25 protein-coding genes are annotated in these 24,041 nt (G+C 59.6%); 23 read left to right on the top strand and 2 right to left on the bottom strand.

Annotation, left to right across the window (positions count from 1 at the left end):
* The first annotated feature begins 3 nt into the window (after positions 1 to 3).
* The 23 genes from AB1495_RS00455 to AB1495_RS00345 all read left to right on the top strand — a co-directional run bounded on the left by AB1495_RS00455 (position 4) and on the right by AB1495_RS00345 (position 21,153).
* Positions 4 to 609 carry an NADH-quinone oxidoreductase subunit C gene (locus AB1495_RS00455; protein ID WP_037944466.1) on the top strand — a complete coding sequence of 202 codons (606 nt, stop codon included), beginning with the start codon at positions 4 to 6 and terminating at the stop codon, positions 607 to 609.
* Between the two features lie 8 nt (positions 610 to 617).
* Positions 618 to 782: a hypothetical protein gene (locus AB1495_RS00450; RefSeq protein WP_005853995.1), complete on the top strand. Its 165-nt coding sequence runs from the start codon at positions 618 to 620 to the stop codon at positions 780 to 782.
* Positions 782 to 2,005 carry an NADH-quinone oxidoreductase subunit D gene (locus tag AB1495_RS00445; RefSeq protein WP_005853993.1) on the top strand — a complete coding sequence of 408 codons (1,224 nt, stop codon included), beginning with the start codon at positions 782 to 784 and terminating at the stop codon, positions 2,003 to 2,005. Before AB1495_RS00450 ends, AB1495_RS00445 begins: the two co-directional genes overlap by 1 nt.
* A 78-nt stretch (positions 2,006 to 2,083) precedes the next feature.
* The gene (locus tag AB1495_RS00440; RefSeq protein ID WP_074634423.1) at positions 2,084 to 3,394 is read left to right on the top strand and encodes an NADH-quinone oxidoreductase subunit E; all 1,311 of its coding nucleotides are present in this window, start codon (positions 2,084 to 2,086) and stop codon (positions 3,392 to 3,394) included.
* 34 nt (positions 3,395 to 3,428) lie between these two features.
* Positions 3,429 to 4,424 (top strand): endonuclease, encoded by a 996-nt coding sequence (locus AB1495_RS00435; RefSeq protein WP_244268795.1) that lies wholly within the window; start codon positions 3,429 to 3,431, stop codon positions 4,422 to 4,424.
* A gap of 21 nt (positions 4,425 to 4,445) precedes the next feature.
* On the top strand, positions 4,446 to 4,673 hold the full coding sequence (locus AB1495_RS00430; protein WP_005853987.1) for a DUF5337 domain-containing protein: 228 nt from the start codon (positions 4,446 to 4,448) through the stop codon (positions 4,671 to 4,673).
* A gap of 11 nt (positions 4,674 to 4,684) precedes the next feature.
* Positions 4,685 to 5,980, top strand: coding sequence for an NADH-quinone oxidoreductase subunit NuoF (gene nuoF, locus AB1495_RS00425; protein WP_009824861.1), 1,296 nt, complete (start codon positions 4,685 to 4,687; stop codon positions 5,978 to 5,980).
* Positions 5,981 to 5,986: 6 nt separating this feature from the next.
* Positions 5,987 to 6,394 carry an MAPEG family protein gene (locus tag AB1495_RS00420; RefSeq protein WP_037944459.1) on the top strand — a complete coding sequence of 136 codons (408 nt, stop codon included), beginning with the start codon at positions 5,987 to 5,989 and terminating at the stop codon, positions 6,392 to 6,394.
* 92 nt (positions 6,395 to 6,486) lie between these two features.
* A complete protein-coding gene (locus AB1495_RS00415) occupies positions 6,487 to 6,813 on the top strand; it encodes a hypothetical protein (protein ID WP_074634419.1) in 327 nt (108 codons plus the stop codon).
* A 117-nt stretch (positions 6,814 to 6,930) separates the two neighbouring features.
* A complete protein-coding gene (locus AB1495_RS00410; RefSeq protein WP_037964163.1) occupies positions 6,931 to 7,332 on the top strand; it encodes a DUF5333 domain-containing protein in 402 nt (133 codons plus the stop codon).
* A gap of 4 nt (positions 7,333 to 7,336) precedes the next feature.
* Complete coding sequence (nuoG, locus tag AB1495_RS00405) at positions 7,337 to 9,352, top strand: NADH-quinone oxidoreductase subunit NuoG (protein WP_074634418.1); 2,016 nt, start codon at positions 7,337 to 7,339, stop codon at positions 9,350 to 9,352.
* Positions 9,353 to 9,363: 11 nt separating this feature from the next.
* Complete coding sequence (locus AB1495_RS00400; RefSeq protein WP_074634416.1) at positions 9,364 to 9,732, top strand: hypothetical protein; 369 nt, start codon at positions 9,364 to 9,366, stop codon at positions 9,730 to 9,732.
* Positions 9,733 to 9,738: 6 nt separating this feature from the next.
* The gene (gene nuoH, locus AB1495_RS00395) at positions 9,739 to 10,779 is read left to right on the top strand and encodes an NADH-quinone oxidoreductase subunit NuoH (protein WP_005853973.1); all 1,041 of its coding nucleotides are present in this window, start codon (positions 9,739 to 9,741) and stop codon (positions 10,777 to 10,779) included.
* A gap of 1 nt (position 10,780) precedes the next feature.
* On the top strand, positions 10,781 to 11,275 hold the full coding sequence (nuoI, locus tag AB1495_RS00390; protein ID WP_005853971.1) for an NADH-quinone oxidoreductase subunit NuoI: 495 nt from the start codon (positions 10,781 to 10,783) through the stop codon (positions 11,273 to 11,275).
* Complete coding sequence (locus AB1495_RS00385) at positions 11,272 to 11,673, top strand: carboxymuconolactone decarboxylase family protein (protein ID WP_005853969.1); 402 nt, start codon at positions 11,272 to 11,274, stop codon at positions 11,671 to 11,673. The genes nuoI and AB1495_RS00385 overlap by 4 nt, the downstream gene beginning before the upstream one ends.
* On the top strand, positions 11,670 to 12,272 hold the full coding sequence (locus AB1495_RS00380; RefSeq protein ID WP_005853967.1) for an NADH-quinone oxidoreductase subunit J: 603 nt from the start codon (positions 11,670 to 11,672) through the stop codon (positions 12,270 to 12,272). Before AB1495_RS00385 ends, AB1495_RS00380 begins: the two co-directional genes overlap by 4 nt.
* Positions 12,273 to 12,452: 180 nt before the next feature.
* Positions 12,453 to 12,758 (top strand): NADH-quinone oxidoreductase subunit NuoK, encoded by a 306-nt coding sequence (gene nuoK / locus AB1495_RS00375; RefSeq protein ID WP_005853964.1) that lies wholly within the window; start codon positions 12,453 to 12,455, stop codon positions 12,756 to 12,758.
* Positions 12,759 to 12,762: 4 nt separating this feature from the next.
* Entirely contained in the window at positions 12,763 to 14,874 is a 2,112-nt protein-coding gene (gene nuoL, locus AB1495_RS00370; protein ID WP_074634415.1) for an NADH-quinone oxidoreductase subunit L, read from the top strand.
* Positions 14,874 to 16,430, top strand: coding sequence for an NADH-quinone oxidoreductase subunit M (locus AB1495_RS00365; protein ID WP_009824853.1), 1,557 nt, complete (start codon positions 14,874 to 14,876; stop codon positions 16,428 to 16,430). Before nuoL ends, AB1495_RS00365 begins: the two co-directional genes overlap by 1 nt.
* A gap of 11 nt (positions 16,431 to 16,441) precedes the next feature.
* A complete protein-coding gene (gene nuoN / locus AB1495_RS00360; RefSeq protein WP_005853955.1) occupies positions 16,442 to 17,887 on the top strand; it encodes an NADH-quinone oxidoreductase subunit NuoN in 1,446 nt (481 codons plus the stop codon).
* Positions 17,888 to 17,924: 37 nt separating this feature from the next.
* A complete protein-coding gene (locus AB1495_RS00355; protein WP_074634780.1) occupies positions 17,925 to 18,686 on the top strand; it encodes a biotin--[acetyl-CoA-carboxylase] ligase in 762 nt (253 codons plus the stop codon).
* Between the two features lie 21 nt (positions 18,687 to 18,707).
* Positions 18,708 to 19,481: a type III pantothenate kinase gene (locus AB1495_RS00350; protein WP_009824851.1), complete on the top strand. Its 774-nt coding sequence runs from the start codon at positions 18,708 to 18,710 to the stop codon at positions 19,479 to 19,481.
* 4 nt (positions 19,482 to 19,485) lie between these two features.
* Positions 19,486 to 21,153 carry a ribonuclease J gene (locus AB1495_RS00345; protein ID WP_074634413.1) on the top strand — a complete coding sequence of 556 codons (1,668 nt, stop codon included), beginning with the start codon at positions 19,486 to 19,488 and terminating at the stop codon, positions 21,151 to 21,153.
* Positions 21,154 to 21,323: 170 nt separating this feature from the next.
* On the opposite strand, the gene AB1495_RS00340 is transcribed toward AB1495_RS00345, so the two are convergent.
* Positions 21,324 to 22,943: a DEAD/DEAH box helicase gene (locus AB1495_RS00340; protein ID WP_074634779.1), complete on the bottom strand. Its 1,620-nt coding sequence runs from the start codon at positions 22,941 to 22,943 to the stop codon at positions 21,324 to 21,326.
* A gap of 137 nt (positions 22,944 to 23,080) precedes the next feature.
* A complete protein-coding gene (locus AB1495_RS00335; RefSeq protein ID WP_074634412.1) occupies positions 23,081 to 24,025 on the bottom strand; it encodes a glycosyltransferase family 2 protein in 945 nt (314 codons plus the stop codon).
* Positions 24,026 to 24,041: the final 16 nt, after the last annotated feature.

The raw sequence follows: 24,041 nt of genomic DNA, 5'->3' as shown, positions 1-24,041 counted from the left end.
GATATGTCAGAACAACTGAACGAACTTGGCGCGTATATCGAAGCGAAACGCCCCGACTGTATCCTCGGCTGGGACATCGCCTTTGACGAGCTGAACATGGATGTCACCCAGGCCAATCTGCCCGGTCTGGTGGAGTTTATCAAAAGCGACGCGACCTGCCGTTTCTCCTCGCTGGTGGATATCACCGCGGTGGATTACCCGGGCCGCGCCAAACGCTTTGATGTCGTCTATCATTTTCTGTCGATGTACCAGAACCAGCGCATCCGCTTGCGCGTCGCCGCGCGCGAAGAGGATATGGTCCCCTCGATCGTCGATATCCACCCGTCGGCCAACTGGTTCGAACGCGAGGTCTTTGACATGTTCGGGATCATCTTTGCCGGCCACCCCGACCTGCGTCGCCTGCTGACCGACTACGGGTTCCGCGGCTACCCGCTGCGCAAGGATTTCCCAACCACCGGCTATACCGAAGTCCGCTATGACGAGACGGAAAAGCGCGTGGTCTATGAACCCGTGAGCCTCGTTCAGGAATATCGCCAGTTCGACTTTATGTCACCTTGGGAAGGGGCTGAATATATTCTGCCGGGCGATGAAAAGCCGGAGGCAAAATAATGGGGGGCATGTGGTGGTTCATACTGTCTGCCCTCACAATCATCCCGATGGTCAAGCTGTTGCCGTTTTTCGGGATCAATAAATACTGGTCTGTTGCCTGTATCGTGCCTTTGGGCACCGTCGCCCTTTTGTGGTGGATGGGCGTCAAACTGACCGAGCTGGAGCGTAAATGATGGACGGCACCAAAGGTTTCGAAGACGCCCTGACCGGCGAGCAGAAGATCCGCAACTTCAACATCAACTTCGGCCCGCAACACCCTGCGGCGCACGGGGTTCTGCGTCTGGTTCTCGAACTCGACGGCGAGATCGTCGAACGCTGCGATCCGCATATCGGCCTGCTGCACCGTGGCACCGAAAAGCTGATGGAAAGCCGCACCTACCTGCAGAACCTGCCGTATTTCGACCGGCTGGATTACGTGGCCCCGATGAACCAGGAACACGCCTGGTGTCTGGCCATCGAAAAGCTGACCGGTGTCGAAGTGCCCCGTCGTGCCTCGCTGATCCGCGTGCTCTATTCTGAAATTGGCCGCATCCTGTCCCACCTGTTGAACGTCACTACACAGGCGATGGACGTGGGCGCGCTGACACCGCCGCTCTGGGGCTTTGAAGAACGCGAAGATCTGATGATCTTCTACGAACGCGCCTGCGGTGCCCGTCTGCACGCGGCCTATTTCCGCCCCGGCGGGGTTCACCAGGATCTGCCGCCCGCGCTGCTTGATGATATCGAGGCATGGACCCACAAGTTCCTGTCGGGCTTCATGGTCGATGTGGATCAGCTGCTGACAGAAAACCGGATCTTCAAACAGCGTAACGCTGACATCGGCATCGTGTCTGAACAGGACATCCAGGATTGGGGCTTCTCGGGCGTGATGGTCCGCGGCTCTGGCCTGGCATGGGATTTGCGCCGTGCGCAGCCCTATGAATGCTACGATGAATTCGACTTCCAGATCCCGACCGGTGTGAACGGCGATTGCTATGACCGCTACCTCGTCCGGATGGAAGAAATGCGCCAGTCCACCTACATCATCCAGCAAGCCATCGAAAAGCTGCGCGCGCCCGAAGGGCAGGGTGATGTATTGGCGCGGGGCAAGATCACGCCCCCCAGCCGGACCGCGATGAAAACCGACATGGAAAGCCTGATCCACCACTTCAAGCTCTATACCGAAGGGTTCCACGTCCCCGCCGGCGAAGTCTATTGCGCGGTCGAGGCCCCAAAGGGCGAATTCGGCGTCTACCTTGTGGCGGATGGATCGAACAAACCCTACCGTGCCAAACTGCGCGCGCCAGGCTACCTGCACCTGCAAGCGATGGACTATGTCGCCAAGGGGCACCAGCTGGCGGATGTCGCGGCGATCATCGGCACCATGGACATCGTTTTCGGAGAGGTCGACCGTTGAGCCGGGTCCTCTTCATTTTGCCAAATAAACTCCCGCCGGAGGCGCCCGCCGTTTCCGCAAGAACGAAAGCCTGATCTGATGCTGCGCCGTTTGCACCCTGACCAACCGACAAGCTTTGCCTTCACCCCTGCCAACCAGGCCTGGGCCGAAGCGCAGATCACGAAATACCCCGAAGGCCGTCAGGCCAGCGCGATCATCCCTTTGCTATGGCGTGCGCAGGAGCAGGAAGGCTGGCTGAGCCGCCCTGCGATCGAACATGTCTCTGAAATGCTGGGCATGGCCTACATCCGCGGGCTCGAGGTCGCGACATTCTATTTTATGTTCCAGCTTCAGCCTGTGGGCGAGGTCGCGCATTTCCAGATTTGCGGCACGACATCCTGCATGATCTGCGGGGCCGAAGACCTGATCGAGGTCTGCAAGGAGCGCATCGCGCCCAAGGCACATCAGATCAGCGAAGACGGCAAATTCTCGTGGGAAGAAGTCGAATGTCTGGGGGCTTGTTCCAACGCGCCCATGGCGCAGATCGGCAAGGACTATTACGAAGATCTGACCGTCGACGGCTTCCGCACCATGATCGACGAGATGGCGGCGGGGCAGGTGCCTGTACCCGGCCCGCAGAACGGGCGCTATGCCTCTGAACCGCTGTCCGGGCTGACCAGCCTGACCGATCACGACAGCGGCAAGACACAATATAACGCCAGCGCGCAGCTGGCCGTGGACATCGGCGACACGCTCAAGCGCATCGATGGTACCGAAGTGCCGCTGACGGCACCCTGGCAGGGTAAAGATGGTGCAGACAGCGCCGGTTCCGACAAGGAACAGCCTGTTGCGCGGGATGACAATATGCCACCCGAAGGTCCTGACGGTGCCCAAGGCGGACGTACCGCCGCAGAGGAAGACGCACCACGTGATGTGGGCGATGCCTCGGATCAACGCTCCGAAGCACCGGGGGAGGCTGACGGCACCGAAGCTGTGGGCAAACCCGAAGCAGGCAGCGTCGCACCCGGCGATCCGGCCCCTGCGCCCAAAGCCTCGACCGCGGGCACCAGACAAGCATCGGTTGCGAAATCTGCAGAGGCCAATGCGGATGCGGCAGCCACCAAGCCCAAGACGCTGGATGCCCCCGAAGGCGGCGCGGCGGATGACCTCAAGATGATCAAGGGCATCGGTCCCAAGCTCGAAGCGCTGGTGAACAAGATGGGCTTTTACCACTTTAGCCAGATCGCTGACTGGGGCCCGAACGAGGTATCCTGGGTGGATCAGAACCTCGAAGGTTTCAAGGGTCGCGTGACCCGCGACAACTGGGTCGAGCAGGCGAAAAAACTTGCTGCTGGTGAAGAAACAGAATTCTCGTCGCGCGCCACAAAAGATGGTATCTATAACACATAATAGATCATCTTGAATGGCGAACGAAGGGACGGACATGACTGATTTGACGCAAAAAGAGCAATGCAGACGCGGTTGCACACAGTGGGGGACCGGGGTCGGTCTTGTCCTCGCGTTGCTATTTTGGCTGGTTTTCGGCTGGGGCTTTATCGCCTCCCTGTTCCTTGGAATCATACTGGGGCTTGTGACCTTTGTGGTCCTGTCCAAATTCATGTGCGGGTCGCTTGGGGATGAGCCTATGCAGACGGCCAGCACCCCTGCGGCGGCGGCGGCACCTGCAACGGCGGCCACAACCCAAGCGGCCAGCGCCGCACCAACCAGCGACGCGGCGGTAGAGCCTGAGCCGACGCTGGAGGCGGAACCCGCTGCTACCGAAACGGTAGAGGCTCGCCCCGAAGACACGACCGGCGGTCAGGCCGAGGCCGATGTCGGCGGTGCCGCGTCAGAGGCGACAGCGGGCACCTCGCCGGCAGCCAAAGACGAACCCGCCGCTTTCTCGGGGATCAAGCCGACGGCCAAGCTGAAGGGCCAAGAGGAACTCGCTGCGCGCAAAGGCAGCTACAAATACGAAGCCCCCGCAGCCGAGCCTGCAAAGGCCAAGGCGACTCCGGCTTCTGCGCCAGCAACAGAAGCGGCGGCGGAACCTGTCGCCTCTATCCCAGAACCAACGCCGGCTGAAACACCGCAGGCACCGGCCACCGTCAAGGGGGCGACCTCGACCCGTTCGGGGATCGCGGATATTCCGGCGGGTACTGTGGAAAGTAGCCCCGAAACGCTGGAGAAACCACGCGCTGGCGGTGCCGATAACCTCAAGCTTATCAGTGGGGTAGGGCCGAAACTTGAACAAACGCTGAATGAGCTGGGGATCTATCACTTTGATCAGATCGCCAAATGGACCGCGGCTGAAATCGCTTGGGTTGATGCCCGCGTGCGGTTCAAAGGCCGTATTCAACGTGATGACTGGATGGCGCAGGCCAAAACCCTCGCCTCCGGTGGAGAGACCGAATTCTCCACCCGTAGTAAAAAGACCTGAGCCTGACATGGATGCCGTGTAATGACAGATAAGGAAGAAATCGCGCTGGCCCGTAAGGGCCGGATGGTCGGCCTTGTCATTGCCGGCACCATGTTGCTTTGGATCGCGGCGCAATGGCTTGCGCCGCAGTTCGGCTTGCCCGGACGCTATGCGCTGCTGTTCGACTTTGCCGCGCTGGCAGCCCTGATCTGGGCGATGGTCAATATATATCAGATGAGGCGGGCCCGCGCGGCCAGCCGTGACACATAAAGGTTAGCTTCATGCTTCAGGATCAAGACCGCATCTTTACCAATATCTACGGTATGCACGACCGCACGCTGAAAGGCGCGCAGGCGCGTGGCCATTGGGATGGCACGGCGGGCATCCTCAAGAACGGGCGCGACTGGATCATCGACCAGATGAAAGCCTCGGGGCTGCGGGGCCGTGGCGGTGCGGGCTTCCCTACCGGTCTGAAGTGGTCCTTCATGCCCAAGGAAAGCGACGGTCGCCCCAGCTATCTGGTGGTGAACGCCGATGAATCCGAGCCCGGCACCTGCAAGGACCGCGAGATCATGCGCCACGATCCGCACACGCTGATCGAGGGCTGCCTGATCGCGAGCTTCGCGATGAATGCCAACGCTTGCTACATCTACATTCGCGGCGAATACATCCGCGAACGCGAAGCGCTGCAAGCCGCGATTGACGAGGCGTATGACGCGGGACTTGTGGGCAAGAATGCCTGCAAATCCGGCTATGATTTCGACATCTACCTGCACCACGGGGCAGGTGCCTATATCTGTGGCGAGGAAACCGCGCTGCTGGAAAGCCTTGAGGGCAAGAAAGGCATGCCGCGGATGAAGCCGCCGTTCCCTGCGGGGGCCGGTCTTTATGGGTGCCCGACCACGGTGAACAACGTGGAATCCATCGCGGTGGTCCCGACAATCCTGCGTCGCGGTCCAGAATGGTTTTCAAGCTTTGGCCGTCCGAACAACGCGGGCACCAAGCTGTTTGCGATCTCGGGCCATGTGAATAATCCTTGCGTCGTCGAAGAAGCGATGAGCATCACCTTTGAAGAGCTGATCGAAAAGCATTGCGGCGGTATCCGTGGCGGCTGGGACAACCTCAAGGCTGTGATCCCCGGCGGGTCGTCGGTGCCGATGATCCCCGGTGCGCAGATGCGCGACGCGATCATGGATTTCGACTACCTGCGCGAACAACGCTCGGGCCTGGGGACGGCTGCGGTCATCGTGATGGATAACTCCACCGATGTGATCAAGGCGATCTGGCGTCTGGCGAAGTTCTACAAGCACGAATCCTGTGGTCAGTGTACGCCATGCCGCGAAGGGACCGGCTGGATGATGCGCGTGATGGACCGTTTGGTGCGCGGCGATGCGGAGCCCGAAGAAATCGACATGCTGCTCGACGTGACCAAGCAGGTCGAAGGCCACACGATCTGCGCCCTTGGGGATGCGGCGGCTTGGCCCATTCAGGGTCTGATCCGTCACTTCCGCGACGAGATCGAGGATCGCATCAAGCACAAACGCACCGGCCGCGTCAGCGCCGTCGCGGCGGAGTAACCTTTGATGGAAAGCTTTGCCGCCTATAGCCACGCGCTGACTGCTTTGGCTTTTTGGGCCATTCTGATCAGTGTCCTCGGCGCGCTCTCTACCATGGGGCGCACGCCTGAGGGGCGCTGCGATTGCGGCAAGCCCAAGCGGAACTACGACGATGTGGTCTATCGCCGCGAACGCGCGTTCATGAACGCGATAGAGGCGTCGGGCCCGTTTCTGGCATCGACGCTTGCGGCGGTGCTGCTTGGCGCGCCTGTGTTCTGGGTGAACCTCTTTGCGGCGCTGTTCGTGGTGGTGCGGGTCGCGATGGCCGTGGTGCATATCGGGACAACCAACCAGCCGATGCGGTCGCTGTTCTTTATGCTGGGGCTGGTCTGTATTCTGGCCTTGGCGGTCCTGGCGATTTTCGCAGCCTTCTGAGGCACGACTGAAGAACGATAGCTTTCACCCGTTGATCGGGCAGGGGGCTGCACAAAAAGACGGGTCCGGCCACACCGGCAGAGTGAGGGAAGATGAAGCAGATTGTTCTATTTTGTATAACGGCCGCGGTCTTGGCCGGCTGTACCGCCCGCGAAGACCGTCTGGCCTTTGATGGTAAATATTTCCGCACCAAGCTGAGCAAAGTCGACGGGCAACGCGATGTCTTTACCCTGCGGGTGCGCAATGCGCCGCAGTCGATCAACGGTGCCCGCGAAGCGGCGCGCTATGAAGCGACGGTGTATTGTGTGACCAACTATGGCAGTTCGGATATCAAATGGGTCGTGGGGCCGGACACCCCGCCCGAGAATTTGCGCCTTGTGGACGACGCTTTGACGTTTCAGGGGGCTTGCCCTTCCTGACCGTTTGCGCGACATACCGCTGGCAAATGGCTGATCCGGTGATGTTATTGAATAACATCGGGGTCAGTTCCCATGTGTAGCAAGGGGCAGTCCGCCCCGCTACATGAGGAGAGTAAGATGCGTAACGTATTGATCGCCGTAACAACCGTGGCCCTGATGGCCAGCCCTGTCGCCGCAAAGCCGCCGCTGCGTGATGTACCGGCTGTTGATGATGCGCTGCTTGATCTTGGACTGGCCGACCGGATTCGCAAAGAATGCCCCGATATCTCGGCCCGTATGATCCGCGCGCTCAGCTATTTGAACACTGTGCACAATACGGCGAAATCTTTGGGCTATACGTCGGACGAAATTGACGCCTACCGCAAAAGCGATGCTGAAAAGGCGCGCATGAAGGCCCGTGGGGCCGCATATTTAAAGGCGAAGGGGGTCGATACTTCGGACCCGCAAAGCTATTGTGCGTTAGGGCGTGCAGAAATCCAAAAATCGAGCCGGATCGGTTCGTTACTGAGAGCGAAATAAGCATATGAGCGATACCCGCAAGATCATCATTGACGGCAAGGAAGTCGAAGTCGAAGGGGCGATGACGCTCATTCAGGCGTGCGAGGAAGCAGGGGTGGAAATTCCGCGTTTCTGTTACCATGAACGTCTGTCGATTGCCGGTAACTGCCGGATGTGTCTTGTGGAGGTCGTGGGCGGCCCACCCAAGCCTGCGGCGTCCTGCGCCATGCAGGTGCGCGACTTGCGTCCTGGCCCAGAGGGCCAGCCGCCTGTCGTCAAAACCAATTCGCCCATGGTTAAAAAGGCCCGCGAGGGGGTCATGGAATTCCTGCTGATCAACCACCCACTGGATTGCCCGATCTGCGATCAGGGCGGCGAGTGTGACCTTCAGGATCAGGCGATGGCCTACGGCGTTGACTTCAGCCGCTACCGCGAGCCGAAACGCGCGACCGAAGATCTGGATCTGGGTCCATTGGTTGAAACCCATATGACGCGCTGCATTTCCTGCACCCGTTGTGTGCGCTTCACCACCGAGGTCGCGGGCATTCACCAGATGGGCCAGACCGGCCGTGGTGAAGACGCCGAGATTACAGCCTATCTGGGGCAGACGCTCGATTCGAACCTGCAGGGCAACATCATTGATCTGTGCCCCGTGGGGGCGCTGGTCTCGAAACCCTATGCTTTCACCGCACGGCCGTGGGAGCTGTCAAAGACCGAATCGATCGACGTGATGGATGCGCTTGGGTCGAACATCCGTGTGGATACGAAAGGCCGCGAAGTCATGCGCTTCTTGCCGCGCAACCATGATGGCGTGAACGAGGAATGGATTTCCGATAAAACCCGTTTCGTCTGGGACGGACTGCGCCGCCAGCGTCTGGACACGCCCTATATTCGTGAAAACGGTAAACTGCGCAAAGCTGACTGGCCCGAAGCATTGGCCGCTGCCGCTGCTGCGATGAAGGGTAAGACTGTCGCCGGTCTGATCGGTGATCTTGCTTCGGTCGAGGCGACATATGCGTTGAAACAACTGATCGAAGGGCAAGGCGGCGTTGTCGAATGCCGGACCGATGGCGCGAAGCTGCCGGCGGGCAACCGGTCGGGCTATGTCGGGACCGCCACGGTCGAAGATCTGGATCACGCGCAAGCCGTGATGCTGATCGGCGCGAACCCCGCAGTGGAAGCACCGGTGCTGAACGCCCGTATCCGCAAGGCGTGGACCCGCGGCGCGGATGTGGCGCTGATGGGCCCAGCGGTCGATCTGACCTACGATTACGATCATCTGGGCGACAGCCCGTCGCTGCTGAATGACCTGCTGAAAAAGGATCACGCCGACATTGCCGAGAAATCCTCGGTCATCGTTGTGGGCATGGGGGCCTTGGCGCGCGAAGATGGGGCAGAGGTTCTGGCCGCTGCCATGGCGCTGGCCGAGGCGACGCAATCCGGCTTCATGGTCTTGCACACTGCCGCATCCCGTGTGGGTGCGATGGATGTCGGTGCCGTTGCCGAAAATGGCATCAACGATGTGCTGGCCGCCGATGTGATCTATAACCTCGGTGCCGATGAGGGCGACATTCCTGCTGGCCCCTTCGTGATCTATCAAGGCTCGCACGGGGATCGCGGCGCGCACCGTGCCGATATCATCCTTCCCGGTGCCGCCTATACGGAAGAGGGCGGTTTGTTCGTCAATACCGAAGGCCGTCCGCAGCTTGCCGCGCGCGCCAGCTTTGCCCCCGGTCAGGCCAAGGAAAACTGGGCTATCTTGCGCGCGCTGAGTGCCGAGCTGGACGCCAAGCTGCCGTTCGATTCGCTTGCGGCATTGCGCAAGGCGCTGGTCGCTGATGTCCCGCATCTGGGGAATATCGATCAGGTTGCCGAAAACGCATGGCAGCCTGTGGCCACAGGCGATCTGGGCGACAGCCCGTTGCGCTTTGCGATTGCCGATTTCTACCTGTCCAACCCCATCGCCCGCGCCAGCCAGTTGATGGCAGAGCTTTCGGCCAACGCCAAAGCCCGCCGCGAAAAACCACTGGCGGCGGAGTGAGGATTTTGGGGATGATCTTGCCTTTGGTTCTGGGTGCCTGCGAGACGCAAGCGCCCATGGCCGAAGATTTCATTCCCGAGTATCGCGGTGTTGAAACCAAACTGCTGGACGGGGATCTTGTCCAGTTCGACGTGGCGATGACCAAAGCGCAGTCATCCGAGAATGTAGCGGAATACGCGGAATGTGCCGCGGCGCGCTATACTTTGATCCGGGGCTTTGGTTTTGCCCGCCACGTGCGTACAAATGTTGAGATCGAGGGTGGTGTCTGGCACGCAGATGCTGTTTACACCATCTCGCCGAGCCTGCCTGCGGGCTTGAAGACAATAGATGCTGAAGTGACCGTGCAGAACTGCATGGAAAAAGGCATACCGACGGTGTGAGGACCTATGGCTGACTTCTTTTTCAACACCACGCTGGGGACGATCCTGCTGATTATTGGCCAGATTTTCCTTGTTGTGATTCCCCTGCTTCTTGCCCTTGCGTTCCTGATGTACGCCGACCGGAAAATCTGGGCGTCGGTACAGCTGCGCCGCGGCCCGAACGTTGTAGGCATCTACGGTCTGCTGCAATCCTTTGCGGATTTCGCGAAATACATCGTCAAAGAGGTGGTCGTGCCCGCCGGTGCGGACCGCGCCGTGTTCTTCATGGCCCCGATGGTCACATTGGTTATGGCGCTGGTTGCCTGGGCGGTGATCCCGTTCAACGACGGTTGGGTTCTGTCGAACATCAACGTCGCGATCCTTTATGTCTTCGCGATCTCGTCGCTTGAAGTCTATGGCGTGATCATGGGCGGATGGGCGTCAAACTCCAAATACCCGTTTCTGGGCTCGCTGCGCTCTGCCGCGCAGATGATCTCTTACGAGGTGTCGATCGGCCTGATCATCATCGGCGTCGTCATCAGCTCTGGCTCGTTGAACTTCGGGGACATCGTGCTGTCGCAAAGCGGCGACTACGGTCTGCTGAACTGGTACTGGCTACCGCACTTCCCGATGCTGATCCTGTTCTTTATCTCGGCGCTGGCCGAAACCAACCGCCCGCCGTTTGACCTTCCCGAAGCTGAATCGGAACTGGTTGCCGGGTATCAGGTCGAATATTCCTCCACGCCCTTCTTGCTGTTCATGATCGGTGAACTGGTCGCCGTGGTGCTGATGTGCGCGCTGATCTCGCTGATGTTCTTTGGCGGTTGGCTGTCGCCGATCCCCGGCCTGCCGGACGGCATCTTCTGGATGGTCGCGAAAATGGGGCTGGTGTTCTTCTTCTTCTCGTTGGTCAAGGCGATCACCCCGCGGTACCGCTATGACCAGCTGATGCGTCTGGGATGGAAAGTGTTTCTGCCGTTCAGCCTGTTCTGGGTTGTCTTCGTATCCTTCGCCGCGAAATTCGATTGGTTCTGGGGTATCTATGCCCGTTGGACAGTAGGGGGCTGATATGGCTAACACCGACTATACCCGTCACGCGAAATACTTCCTGCTGCAGGATTTCTATCAAGGCTTGAAGCTGGGCATTAAGTATATGTTCAAGCCCAAGGCGACGATCAACTACCCGCATGAAAAGGGCCCGCTGAGCCCTCGTTTCCGTGGTGAACATGCCCTGCGCCGCTATCCCAACGGGGAAGAGCGTTGCATCGCGTGCAAACTGTGCGAAGCGGTGTGCCCGGCGCAGGCGATCACCATCGACGCGGAACCGCGCGATGATGGCAGCCGCCGCACTACGCGCTACGACATCGACATGACCAAATGCATTTATTGCGGTTTCTGTCAGGAAGCCTGCCCGGTTGACGCGATTGTCGAGGGGCCGAACTTTGAATTCTCGACCGAGACCCGCGAAGAGCTGTTCTATGACAAGGCCAAGCTGCTGGACAACGGCGAACGCTGGGAAGCTGAAATCGCGCGCAACCTCGAACTGGACGCGCCGTACCGATGACCGACAGCCAGAACCCTTTTGAAGAGATGATGCGTCAGATGCAGGATATGGCCAAAGCCTTTCCTGCAATGGATGCGTTTTCCCCCAAAGGGTTCGAGGCGATGATGGGCAAGATGCCCAAAGACATGATGGAAACGTTTTTTGGCAATACGATGAACCCCAACGGGTTGGATGCCAAAACACGGATGTTGCTGACGATTTCGGGGCTGACCATGCAGGGTGCCCAGAATGACGTGGCGCTGCGTCAGGCCGTGATCCACGCGGTAGAGGCAGGGGCCCACAAGCAGCAAGTGATAGAGACGATCGGGCAGATGGCGGTTTTCGCCGGCATCCCCGCCATGACCCGCGCAATGGAAATCGCGCAGGGTGTTTTGGATGACAAGGAAGGTGACGCATGAGCGTTTTCGCATTTTACCTCTTCGCGATCAGCGTGATCGCTGGCGGGCTGTTCACTGTGATCAGCCGCAACCCCGTGCATTCGGTGCTGTGGTTGATCCTGTCCTTCCTCAGCGCGGCGGGGCTTTTCGTGCTGCTCAACGCCGAATTCGTCGCGATGCTGCTGATCATTGTCTATGTCGGCGCGGTCGCGGTTCTGTTCCTGTTCGTTGTCATGATGCTTGATGTCGATTTCGCCGAGCTCAAGGCCGAAATGGCGCGCTATATGCCGCTGGCCCTGCTGATCGGTCTGGTGATCCTGATGCAATTCGTGATGGCGTTCGGCGCGTGGGATGCGAACTCTGCCGCCGAAGGGCTGCGCACGCAGGTGATCACCGACGAGGTGCACAACACCGCCGCATTGGGCCTGATCCTTTATGATCAATACTTCCTGCTGTTCCAGCTGTCGGGTCTGATCCTGCTGGTCGCGATGATCGGGGCGATTGTGCTGACGCTGCGCCACCGTGCGGATGTGAAACGCCAGAACGTGGTCGATCAGATGATGCGCGATCCGAAGCTGGCGATGAAACTGAATGATGTGAAACCCGGGCAGGGCCTTTAGGCGGCCTGCCCAAACAAGGATGTGATCCATGTCACGTAATACAATTGTGGTGCTTGTCGTGGTTTTGATCGTGGTCGTGGGCGGCTACAGCATTTTCTAGATGCGACGGGATCGGGATGGAAACATCTCGCGACAAGAACTAAAGAACGCCTGAAACGGGCAAAAGAACCGAGGGACGACATGATCGGAATTGAACATTACCTGACAGTAGCGGCGACGCTGTTTGTCATTGGCATTTTCGGGCTATTCCTGAACCGCAAGAACATCATCATCATGTTGATGTCGATCGAGCTTATGCTCTTGGCGGTGAACATCAACTTTGTCGCCTTCTCCTATTATCTGGGTGATTTGGTGGGGCAGGTGTTCACGCTGTTCGTCCTGACCGTCGCTGCGGCCGAGGCCGCAATCGGGCTGGCCATTCTGGTCTGCTTCTTCCGCAATCGGGGTACGATCGCGGTTGAAGATGTCAACGTGATGAAGGGCTAAGATCATGGAAACGATCATTCTTTTCGCACCACTTGTCGGTGCATTGATCTGTGGTTTCGGCTGGAAGCTGATCGGGGAGAAGACCGGCCAATATGTGGCAACGGGTCTACTGTTCCTCGCGGCGCTGCTCAGCTGGATCGTCTTCCTTTCGTTTGACGGTGAAACACAGCACATCCAGATCCTGCGCTGGATCGAAAGCGGCAGCCTGTCGACCGATTGGGCGATCCGTCTCGACCGTCTGACCGCGATCATGCTGATCGTGATCACCACGGTCTCCAGCCTCGTGCACCTCTATTCCTTCGGCTACATGGCCCATGACGAGAATTTCTCGGACGCGGAGCCCTATCGCGCCCGTTTCTTCGCCTATCTGTCGTTCTTCACCTTCGCGATGCTGATGCTCGTGACATCTGACAACCTTGTTCAGATGTTCTTTGGCTGGGAAGGCGTGGGCGTCGCATCCTATCTGCTGATCGGCTTCTACTATAAGAAGCCCTCGGCGAATGCGGCGGCGATCAAGGCGTTTGTGGTCAACCGTGTCGGTGACTTCGGCTTTGCGCTTGGTATCTTTGGCCTGTTCTATCTGACCGACTCGATCAAGTTCGACGATGTCTTCGCAGCCACCCCCGAGCTGGCGGAAACCACCGTTGGTTTCCTTTGGGCCGACTGGAATGCCGCGAACCTGATCGCGATCCTGCTGTTCATCGGTGCGATGGGTAAATCGGCGCAGCTCTTCCTGCACACATGGTTGCCCGACGCGATGGAAGGTCCGACGCCTGTGTCGGCGCTGATCCACGCCGCGACGATGGTGACGGCCGGTGTTTTCCTTGTCTGCCGCATGTCTCCGTTGATGGAGGTCGCCCCCGAGGCAATGACATTCGTCACCTTCCTTGGAGCCACCACCGCCTTTGTCGCCGCGACCATCGGTCTGGTGCAGAACGACATCAAACGCGTCATCGCCTATTCGACCATGTCGCAGCTTGGCTACATGTTCGTGGCCGCTGGCGTTGGCATGTATTCTGCCGCGATGTTCCACCTGTTCACCCACGCGTTCTTCAAGGCGATGTTGTTCTTGGGGGCGGGGTCGGTGATCCACGCGATGCACCACGAGCAGGACATGCGTAACTATGGCGCGCTGCGTAAGAAAATCCCCTATACTTTCTGGGCGATGATGATCGGTACGCTGGCCATTACCGGTGTCGGTATTCCGTTGACGCACTTTGGCTTCGCGGGCTTCCTGTCCAAGGATGCGATCATCGAAAGCGCTTGGGGCGGCGGGTCCATGTATGGCTTCTGGATGCTGGTGATCGCCGCTGCGATGACAAGCTTCTACAGCTGGCGCCTGATGTTCCTGACCTTCTTTGGCAAGGCGCGCGGCGACAAGCATACCCATGACCACGCACATGAAAGCCCGATGGTCATGCTGGTGCCGCTTGGCGTGCTAAGCCTTGGCGCGATCTTTGCGGGTATGATCTGGTACAACAGCTTCTTTGGTCATGCCGAGGATGTGGGCGAGTTCTATGGCATCCCCATGGCCGAGATGGCCGCCGGTGGTGAAACCCATGTTGAAGGGGCGGAAGACAGCCACGCCGACGCAGGCGACCACGCTGAAGACGGCCAAGGTGCCGATGCCGGTCACCACGGTCCCGCCTTCGCCGGTGCACCGGGCGAGGGGGCATTGTATATCGCACCGGACAACCACGTTCTGGACGACGCCCACGCCGCACCGGCATGGGTCAAGGTCAGCCCGTTCATCGCGATGGTCTTTGGCCTTGTGATGGCCCTGTGGTTCTACATCTGGAACCCGACCCTGCCGTCGCGTCTGGCGGCGAACCAGCGGCCGCTTTATCTGTTCTTGCTGAACAAGTGGTATTTCGACGAACTTTATAACGTGATCTTCGTCAAACCCGCGATGGCCATCGGTCGCTTCTTCTGGAAGCGCGGGGACGGCAATGTGATCGACGGCACGCTGAACGGTGTCGCTATGGGGATCATCCCGTTCCTCACCCGACTGGCAGGGCGCGCGCAGTCCGGCTATATATTTACCTACGCCTTTGCCATGGTGATCGGCATCGCGGTCCTTGTGACCTGGATGACGATGAGCGGGGGGGCACACTAATGGATCATCACTTGCTTTCCATCATTACCTTCATGCCCAGCTTTGCGGCGCTTATTCTGGCTGTGTTCCTGCGGGGCGATGACGCCGCAGCGGGGCGCAATGCAAAGTGGCTCGCACTGATCACGACGACGGTCACCTTCCTGATCTCGCTGTTCATCCTGTTCGACTTCGACCCGTCCAACACCGGGTTCCAGTTCGTCGACGAGGCGCAGTGGTTGATGGGCCTGAAATACCGTCTGGGCGTTGACGGGATTTCGATCCTTTTCGTGATGCTGACCACCTTTATGATGCCACTGGTCATTGCTGCCAGCTGGAACGTAGAGACGCGGGTCAAGGAATATATGATCGCCTTCCTGCTGCTGGAAACGCTGATGCTGGGCGTGTTCATGGCGCTGGATCTGGTGCTCTTCTACCTCTTCTTCGAAGCAGGTCTGATCCCGATGTTCCTGATCATCGGTATCTGGGGCGGGGCGAACCGCATTTACGCTTCGTTCAAATTCTTCCTCTACACCTTCCTCGGGTCTGTCCTGATGCTGGTGGCGATGGTGATGATGTATGCGGATGCCGGCACGACCTGTATCGGCGGATGCGAGGTCAGCTTGCTGACCCATACCTTTGCCTCCGATAGCTTCTCGATTGCGGGGATCACCGTGGTCGGCGGGTTGCAGACCATGATGTTCCTGGCGTTCTTTGCCAGCTTTGCGGTGAAAATGCCGATGTGGCCGGTGCACACATGGTTGCCTGACGCACACGTTCAGGCCCCGACTGCCGGTTCCGTGGTGCTGGCGGCGATCCTGCTGAAGATGGGCGGCTACGGCTTCTTGCGCTTCTCGGTGCCGATGTTCCCCGTGGGGGCAGATGTGATGGCCCCGCTGGTGCTGTGGATGTCGGCGATCGCGATTGTCTATACCTCGCTGGTGGCGCTGGTGCAGGAAGACATGAAAAAGCTGATCGCCTATTCCTCGGTCGCGCATATGGGTTTCGTGACCATGGGTATCTTTACCTTTAACCAGCAGGGGCTGGATGGCGCGATCTTCCAGATGATCAGCCACGGCTTCATCTCGGCTGCGTTGTTCCTCTGTGTCGGCGTGATCTATGATCGGATGCACACCCGCGAGATTGACGCCTATGGCGGTCTGGTGAACCGGATGCCTGCCTATGCGCTGGTGTTCATGTTCTTCACTATGGCCAACGTCGGTCTGCCGGGGACATCGGGCTTTGTCGGGGAATTCCTGACGCTCATGGGCACGTTCCAGGTGAACACCTGGGTCGCGGCGGTTGCGACCTCCGGGGTGATCTTCTCGGCGGCCTATGCGCTGTGGCTCTATCGCCGCGTGGTGATGGGCGATCTGATCAAGGAAAGCCTGCGCACCATCACCGATATGTCGCGCCGCGAACGCTGGATCTTTGCCCCGCTGGTGGCAATGACGTTGCTGTTGGGTGTCTACCCGGCGCTGGTGCTCGACATGATCGGGCCATCGGTTGCCGCCCTTGTTGATAGCTATGATACGGCCCTGGAGGCGGCAGGTGCCGCTGTCCAGACGGCCTCAGAATAAAGGACCGCGCGATGATTTCCGCTGATCTGAATGTCATCCTGCCCGAAATCCTGCTGGCGCTTTTCGCGATCCTGGCACTGCTTGGGGCGGTTTACACCAACAAGGACGCCGCCGCGGGGGTGATCGTCTGGGCCACGGCAATCGTGATGACGCTGCTGGCGATCTGGATCGGTATGACCAGCGGTGGCACCACGCGCATCGCCTTTAACGGTCTGTTCGTCGAAGACAGCTTTGCCCGGTTTGCCAAGGTCACCATGCTGCTCAGCGCGGCGGCGGTGCTGGCGATGTCCGAAGCCTATATGAAAAAGCGCGGGCTGCTGCGGTTTGAATACCCTGTGCTGATCGCGCTGAGCGTTGTCGGCATGATGATGATGGTCAGCGCGGGCGACCTGATGACCCTTTATATGGGCCTCGAGCTGCAATCGCTGGCGCTTTATGTCGTCGCCTCTCTGCGTCGTGACAGCGTGAAATCGACGGAAGCTGGGTTGAAGTATTTCGTTCTGGGCGCTTTGTCCTCGGGGCTGCTGCTGTACGGTGTGTCGCTGGTCTATGGCTACGCCGGCACCACGCAGTTCGCGGGCGTCATGAGCCTTGCGAGCGCAGGGCAGACATCGATTGGCCTGTTGTTCGGGATCGTCTTTGTCGTCTCCGGTCTGGCGTTCAAGGTCTCGGCCGTGCCGTTCCACATGTGGACGCCCGATGTCTACGAGGGCGCACCGACGCCGGTTACAGCTTTCTTCGCCACAGCCCCCAAGGTTGCCGCGATGGCGCTGTTTGCCCGCGTGCTGCATGACGCCTTCGGCAATGCTGTCGCCGACTGGAGCCAGATCGTTGCGCTGCTGTCGGTTCTGTCCATGTTCCTTGGTGCCGTCGCCGCGATTGGTCAGACCAACATCAAACGCCTGATGGCCTATTCCTCGATCGCCCACATGGGCTATGCGCTGATCGGCCTTGCCGCCGGAACCGAGCTGGGTGTCAAATCCATGCTGGTCTATCTGGCGATCTACGTGACCATGAACATCGGCACCTTTGCCTTCATCCTCGGGATGGAGAAAGACGGCCAGCCGGTGACCGATATCTCGGCGTTGAACATGTATTCCAAACGCGCGCCGGGTAAGGCGCTGGCGATGCTGGTACTGCTGTTCTCGCTTGCTGGTGTGCCGCCGATGCTGGGCTTCTTCGCCAAGCTGGGTGTCTGGCAGGCGGGTGTGGATGCGGGGCTGGTCTGGCTGGTTGTTGCCAGCGCCGTCGCCTCGGCCATCGGTGCCTATTATTACCTGCGTATCGTTTTCCTGATGTATTTCGGTGCCGAAGGCGATGACCGTCTGGACGAGGGCAAAAGCAGCCTGCTGTCGGGGTTCGTTGTTGCCTCTGCCGTGATCATGGTCGTGGGTATCCTGAACATGTTTGGCGTCGAAACTGCTGCGATCTCTGCAGCGGCGACGCTGATCAACTGATCTGCCGGTGACATCGGTGAACAATGGCGCTTCCACTGTGGGAGCAACGGGGGCCAAGGCGCAGAACGCGTCTTGGCCCGATGGCTATGGGCGGCAGGTTTTCGATAGCGTCGATTCCACGCTGAGCGAGGCGGCACGCCAAGCGAGCGTGCTAACTGGGTCCACATGGATCCTCGCGCAGGAGCAGACCGCCGCACGCGGTCGGCGCGGTCGGTCCTGGGCCACGCCACGGGGCAATTTTGCCGCGACGCTGATGATGCGCCGGTCCGAAAGCCCCTCGACCGCGGCGCTGCGCAGCTTTGTCGCCTCGCTTGCCCTGCGCCGCGCCTTTGTCGCCACCACGCGGGACGAGGGGGCCTTTACCCTGAAGTGGCCCAACGACGTGCTGCTGAACGGCGGTAAGGTCGCGGGCATCCTGCTGGAAAGCATCGGTGATTTTCTGGCCATCGGAATCGGGGTGAACCTTGCCCATGCGCCCGGTGCCGATCAGGTCGAGGCAGGGGCCCTGCGCCCCGTTTCCGTCGTGGCAGAGACCGGCAAAGTAGTCCCGCCCGAGGTCTTTTTGGATGCGCTGGCGGCGGAATATGCGCAGTTGGAAACGCAGTTCCAGACCTATGGGTTTTCCCCCATCCGTACCGCGTGGTTGTCCCATGCCGCGCGTTTGGGCGAAGAGATCGTCGCGCGCACCATGAAGGACGAAACCCGTGGTGTGTTCGAAGACGTGGACGCGCAAGGCAACCTGATCCTGCGTACCCCCAAAGGCCGCGTGCCCATCACTGCGGCGGATGTATTTTTCTAAGCGCGAGCGGAGGGATGTGCCATGCTGTTGGCGATTGACTGCGGAAACACCAATACAGTCTTTTCGATCTGGGACGGGGCGCGGTTCCTCGGGACGTGGCGGACCTCTACCGAATGGCAGCGTACCTCTGACCAATATTACGTCTGGCTCAGCACCTTGATGAAGTTTCAGGGCGTCGAGGCAGATATCACCGATGTCATCATCAGCTCGACCGTGCCGCGGGTGGTGTTCAACCTGCGCGTTCTGGCGGACCGCTATTTTGACACGCGGCCCATTGTGGTGGGCAAACCCGATTGCCTGCTACCGGTGGATGTCCGCGTTGACGAAGGCACCGCCGTGGGGCCTGACCGTCTGGTCAACACGGTGGCGGGGCATGATCTTTATGGCGGTGATCTGATCATTGTCGATTTCGGCACGGCGACGACCTTTGACGTGGTCGATACGGACGGGGCCTATATCGGCGGGGTGATTGCCCCCGGTGTAAACCTGAGCCTTGAGGCATTGCATAACGCCGCAGCGGCCTTACCTCACGTAGACATCTCGAAACCACAGGCGGTGATTGGTACAAATACCGTCTCTTGCATACAATCGGGCATTTTTTGGGGTTATGTTGGCCTCGTCCGTGAGATATGTGCCCGAATAAAGGCTGAGCGCGGCCGCGAAATGCGCGTGATTGCCACAGGCGGGCTGGCCCCGCTCTTTCAACAGACAGTCGATCTGTTTGATGCATACCAAGATGATTTGACGATGCACGGCCTGACCGTGATTTATAACTATAACAAGGATACCGCTTAGTCATATGAGCAGCGAAAGATTGATCTATCTGCCCCTCGGTGGGGCAGGTGAAATTGGCATGAATGCCTATGTTTATGGATACGGGAAACCCGGTAAGGAGCGGCTGATTGTTGTCGACCTTGGCGTGGCCTTCCCCGACATGGACACAAGCCCCGGCGTGGATCTGATCATCCCCGATATCGCCTGGCTTGAAGAACGCCGCGACCAGATCGAGGCGATTTTCATCACCCACGCTCACGAAGACCATATCGGTGCCGTGGCCCATACCTATGATCGCCTGCGCGCGCCGATCTACACGCGGAAATTCACCGCCAATATCGCCAAGCGCAAGATGGACGAATACGGCCACCCCGACGATGCGGTGACCACCGTGGCCCCTTGGCCGCAGCAAACGACCGTAGGGCCGTTCAAAGTGGGCTTCCTGCCCATGTCCCACTCCATCCCTGAATCGTCGTCGCTGGTGATCGACGTGGCCGGCGATCGGCTGATCCACTCGGGCGACTTCAAGATCGACATGACACCCGGTGTTGGTGAACCCTACGACCCCGAACTTTGGGCCGACGTGTCCAAGGACGGCGTCAAGGCGCTGATCTGTGACAGTACCAACGTCTTCTCGCAGCATGCAGGCCGGTCCGAAGCGACCGTCGGGCCAGAGATTGAAAAGCTGCTCGGCACCGCGCAGGGTATGGTCGTCGCGACGACCTTTGCCTCTAACGTCGCGCGTGTGAAGACGCTGGCGGATGCGGGCGAACGGGCAGGGCGGTCGGTTGTGCTGCTGGGACGTGCGATGAAACGCATGGTCGAAGCCTCGCTTGAAACCGGCGTGATGAAGGACTTCCCCCCGGTCGTGAGCCCGGAAGAAGCCCGCGGCATCCCGCGCGAGAACCTGATGCTGCTGGTGACAGGGTCGCAAGGGGAGCGTCGTGCGGCGTCGGCACAGCTGGCACGCGGCAAATACATGGGGCTGGAAATGAAGGAAGGGGACATGTTCCTGTTCTCCTCCAAAACCATTCCGGGCAACGAGCGTGGGGTGATCAAGGTGATCAACGCATTCTCAGAGATGGGCGTTGATATCGTCGACGACAGCTCGGGTCTGTATCACGTGTCGGGCCACGCCAACCGTCCCGATCTGGAAACGCTGCATGACGTGGTCAAGCCGCAGATTCTGATCCCGATGCACGGTGAGCACCGCCACCTGCGTGAGCACGCTAAAATCGCCAACGCCAAGGGGATGAAGGGTGTTTTGGCCGTCAACGGCATGATGATCGACCTGTCGGGCAACGAGCCCAAGGTCGTTGAATATGTCGACAGCGGGCGGACTTACCTTGATGGCTCTACCCAGATTGGCGCGATGGATGGCGTTGTGCGCGACCGTATCCGCATGGCGCTGAACGGCCACGTCACCGTGACCGTCATCATGGACGAGAATGACGAAGCCTTGGGCGATCCTTGGGTCGATGCCATGGGTCTGCCAGAGCAAGGACGGTCCAAGACGTCGCTGGTTGACGTGCTGGAAGCCGATTTGGCCCAGTTCCTTGGCCGTGCTAATGCCAAGACCCTGCGCGACGACGACAAGCTGCACGATGGGTTGAAGCGCACTGTGCGTCAGTCCGCCAACGATGAGATCGGCAAAAAGCCCGAGGTTACCATCGTGGTCAGCCGCCTGAGCTAAAACGCTCTCACGCTCACCGAAACGCCGCGCAGCCCTATGCGCGGCGTTTTGCGTTTTTGGGGGCAGGGTGTGACGCGCCGGAACTGCTGCAAGGCAAAGCGGTAGCGACAAAGAAAAAGGCGCAGAGGATGCTCTGCGCCTTTAATCGTTTCTGTCAGTGGTGCGTGGGGTTATTCGCGACGTTCGGCAAAGCTTAGGCCGATGAACTCGGGCGTGTGATCGCCCAGACCGACGACGCGGTTGTCGTTGCGGTTGTTCTGCTGACGGTTGTTGTCATTGCGGTTGTTATCACCGCGCCCGCCACGGCCACCGCGACGGTTGTTGGGTTTGTCGTCCTGAGCGGCGTCTGCCTTTTGGGCAGGGGCCTTGTCTGCGGAATCCTTGGCTGGTTTGTCCGACTTTTTGTCTTGCGGCTTTGCATCAGATTTGGCGTCCGCTTTGGCATCGGGTTTGTCAGCCTTAGGGCTGTCCGCCTGCGCCGTCTCTGTCTGTTCAGCGTCAACCTTAGCCGCATCAGGCTTTTTACGGCTGCGCGTGCGGGTGCGTTTGGGCTTTTCAGATTTGGTCGCCTCATCGGATTTCGCAGCGGGGGCATCGGTTGTCTTGGTCTCTGCCGCGGGAGCCACTTTTGCCTCCGAACCGCCCAAGGGGTTGTCGAGGCGCGGGATCTCGCGCTGTACCAGACGTTCAACGTCTTCGAGGTTCTTTTCGTCCCGCGGGACGCAGATCATGATTGCCTTGCCATCACGTCCCGCGCGACCCGTGCGGCCGATCCGGTGCACGTAATCCTCGGCATGGGAGGGCACGTCGTAGTTATACACGTGGCTGACCGACGGCACATCAAGGCCGCGCGCGGCCACGTCAGAGGCAACAAGGAAGCGCAGATCGCCGTTGCGGAACCCTTCCAGTGTTTTGGTCCGCTGGCTTTGATCAAGATCCCCATGGATCGGAGCCGCGTCATAGCCGTATTTTTTCAACGACTTAGCGACCGTATCCACATCCATCTTGCGGTTGCAGAAGATGATCGCGTTGGTGCATTTGTCGCCTTCGGCGTCGATCAACGCACGCAGCACTTTGCGTTTTTCCGTCGCTTCGCGGTCCTTGCGCGAGGCTTTGAACATCAGCACGCCTTGCTCGATATTCTCGCTCGTGGTGGCCTGACGGGCGACTTCGATACGCTCGGGCGCAGAGAGGAAGGTGTTCGTAATCCGCTCGATCTCGGGGGCCATCGTGGCCGAGAAGAACAGCGTTTGACGGGTAAAGGGCGTCATCTGGAAGATGCGTTCGATATCGGGGATGAACCCCATATCCAGCATCCGGTCGGCTTCGTCCACGACCATGATCTTCACGTCGGACAAGATCAGCTTGCCGCGCTCAAAATGGTCGATCAGACGGCCGGGCGTGGCGATCAAAACGTCAACGCCCTTGTCGATCAGCTTGTCCTGCTCTCCGAACGACACACCGCCGATCAGCAGCGCTTTGGTCAGTTTCAGGTGCTTGGTATAGGTGTCGAAGTTCTCGGCCACCTGTGCCGCCAGTTCCCGCGTGGGGCACAGCACCAGACTGCGCGGCATCCGGGCGCGGGCGCGGCCACGGGCAAGCAGGGTGATCATGGGCAGGGTAAAGCTGGCAGTTTTGCCGGTGCCTGTTTGGGCGATTCCCAAGACATCCTTGCCTTCAAGGGCAGGGGGGATCGCGCCGGCCTGAATCGGCGTGGGGGTTTCATACCCGGCCTCATCAATGGCTTTCAGGACTTTAGGATTAAGGTTTAGATCAGAAAATTTTGTCATGTGTGTCCGATGATAGCGGACATACACTTGGCCCGCGGCAGCATTCATGTCGGCCCGCATGGCCCAAGGGGCGGAGGCTCTCCGCGACATGTTCTGCACCCATTAACAAAGACTCCCCGTCGCGTCAAATGGATGCGCTAAAGCCCTGTGAAACGGGGGAAATGTGTTGCCAGTTGGTTGGGCAGCGCCAGATCAACCTCGCGTAGCAGCCCGTGGTCGCGCAGGCGGCTGCGCAATTCCGGGGTATCTGCGCAGACTTCGTCGAAAAACGCGCGTAACCCGTCCTCGCCGCTTTCACTCTCTATCATCGAGAAAAGGTCGTTGAGCGACAGACCGCCTTGCTCATAGGGACGGTTGGGGCGCAGTTCGGGGCGGTAGCTGCCCTTGGTGACGCGGTAGCGGTAGGCGGCGATCCAGTCGTCCCATGTTTTCGCATGGGCATGGGCCAGCGTGATGTCGGGCGGGGCGTCGCGACACTCCAGCATCTCGCCCTTTTGAAAGACGTTGTGGATGCGCAGATGCATATTCGGCAGCCCCGTGCGGACAAATACCTTGCCCGCAAGATGGCTGAGAAACCCGCCCTTCAAATAAGCGCCATAGGTCGGATAAAGCTCTGCCACAATGCGCGCGCGGTCGGGGCCGGCGGGGATGAAGCCCTTGAACGCCGTCGGATCGCCTGAAAGCTGCTCCATCGGGCGGATGCGGGTGGCGGGCGCAGCTTGCGGGATATCGGCCAGAATGTCAGCGATCGGGCGGCCTGCGACCAGATACTCGTCCGCGTCCATGTGGATCAGCCAGTCCACCTCGCGGCGGCGGTTGTAGGCGTGGGTCGCGTTTGCCGTCTGGCGTTGCTGGTGGGCGTCTGGCCGGTCACGTTTGCGCTGCTTCCAATAGCGCGCGTCGCAGGTGATGACGCGGATCTTGGGATGGGCGTCCAGATGGGCAAAGGCCTCCTCATTGGGCGCATCCAGATAGATGTACAGCCGCTGCGCGCCCGCCGCCAGATGATAGGCGGCGAACTGCAATATGTCGCGCGTCGGTGCCAGAATGGTAGAGGCGATGCCCCATGTCACATCAGTCATGGGGCCAGTTTGCGGT

This window comes from Sulfitobacter pontiacus (genome assembly GCF_040790665.1).
GTDB classification, from domain to species: domain Bacteria; phylum Pseudomonadota; class Alphaproteobacteria; order Rhodobacterales; family Rhodobacteraceae; genus Sulfitobacter; species Sulfitobacter pontiacus.
This window is presented reverse-complemented; position numbering and strand designations above follow the sequence as displayed.

Bases quoted from the DNA above. Each gene is read 5' to 3' on its own strand.
- AB1495_RS00455 (WP_037944466.1), top strand. From the start codon at position 4: ATGTCAGAACAACTGAACGAACTTGGCGCGTATATCGAAGCGAAACGC.
- AB1495_RS00450 (WP_005853995.1), top strand. From the start codon at position 618: ATGTGGTGGTTCATACTGTCTGCCCTCACAATCATCCCGATGGTCAAG.
- AB1495_RS00445 (WP_005853993.1), top strand. From the start codon at position 782: ATGGACGGCACCAAAGGTTTCGAAGACGCCCTGACCGGCGAGCAGAAG.
- AB1495_RS00440 (WP_074634423.1), top strand. From the start codon at position 2,084: ATGCTGCGCCGTTTGCACCCTGACCAACCGACAAGCTTTGCCTTCACC.
- AB1495_RS00435 (WP_244268795.1), top strand. From the start codon at position 3,429: ATGACTGATTTGACGCAAAAAGAGCAATGCAGACGCGGTTGCACACAG.
- AB1495_RS00430 (WP_005853987.1), top strand. From the start codon at position 4,446: ATGACAGATAAGGAAGAAATCGCGCTGGCCCGTAAGGGCCGGATGGTC.
- nuoF (WP_009824861.1), top strand. From the start codon at position 4,685: ATGCTTCAGGATCAAGACCGCATCTTTACCAATATCTACGGTATGCAC.
- AB1495_RS00420 (WP_037944459.1), top strand. From the start codon at position 5,987: ATGGAAAGCTTTGCCGCCTATAGCCACGCGCTGACTGCTTTGGCTTTT.
- AB1495_RS00415 (WP_074634419.1), top strand. From the start codon at position 6,487: ATGAAGCAGATTGTTCTATTTTGTATAACGGCCGCGGTCTTGGCCGGC.
- AB1495_RS00410 (WP_037964163.1), top strand. From the start codon at position 6,931: ATGCGTAACGTATTGATCGCCGTAACAACCGTGGCCCTGATGGCCAGC.
- nuoG (WP_074634418.1), top strand. From the start codon at position 7,337: ATGAGCGATACCCGCAAGATCATCATTGACGGCAAGGAAGTCGAAGTC.
- AB1495_RS00400 (WP_074634416.1), top strand. From the start codon at position 9,364: ATGATCTTGCCTTTGGTTCTGGGTGCCTGCGAGACGCAAGCGCCCATG.
- nuoH (WP_005853973.1), top strand. From the start codon at position 9,739: ATGGCTGACTTCTTTTTCAACACCACGCTGGGGACGATCCTGCTGATT.
- nuoI (WP_005853971.1), top strand. From the start codon at position 10,781: ATGGCTAACACCGACTATACCCGTCACGCGAAATACTTCCTGCTGCAG.
- AB1495_RS00385 (WP_005853969.1), top strand. From the start codon at position 11,272: ATGACCGACAGCCAGAACCCTTTTGAAGAGATGATGCGTCAGATGCAG.
- AB1495_RS00380 (WP_005853967.1), top strand. From the start codon at position 11,670: ATGAGCGTTTTCGCATTTTACCTCTTCGCGATCAGCGTGATCGCTGGC.
- nuoK (WP_005853964.1), top strand. From the start codon at position 12,453: ATGATCGGAATTGAACATTACCTGACAGTAGCGGCGACGCTGTTTGTC.
- nuoL (WP_074634415.1), top strand. From the start codon at position 12,763: ATGGAAACGATCATTCTTTTCGCACCACTTGTCGGTGCATTGATCTGT.
- AB1495_RS00365 (WP_009824853.1), top strand. From the start codon at position 14,874: ATGGATCATCACTTGCTTTCCATCATTACCTTCATGCCCAGCTTTGCG.
- nuoN (WP_005853955.1), top strand. From the start codon at position 16,442: ATGATTTCCGCTGATCTGAATGTCATCCTGCCCGAAATCCTGCTGGCG.
- AB1495_RS00350 (WP_009824851.1), top strand. From the start codon at position 18,708: ATGCTGTTGGCGATTGACTGCGGAAACACCAATACAGTCTTTTCGATC.
- AB1495_RS00345 (WP_074634413.1), top strand. From the start codon at position 19,486: ATGAGCAGCGAAAGATTGATCTATCTGCCCCTCGGTGGGGCAGGTGAA.
- AB1495_RS00340 (WP_074634779.1), bottom strand. From the start codon at position 22,943: ATGACAAAATTTTCTGATCTAAACCTTAATCCTAAAGTCCTGAAAGCC.
- AB1495_RS00335 (WP_074634412.1), bottom strand. From the start codon at position 24,025: ATGACTGATGTGACATGGGGCATCGCCTCTACCATTCTGGCACCGACG.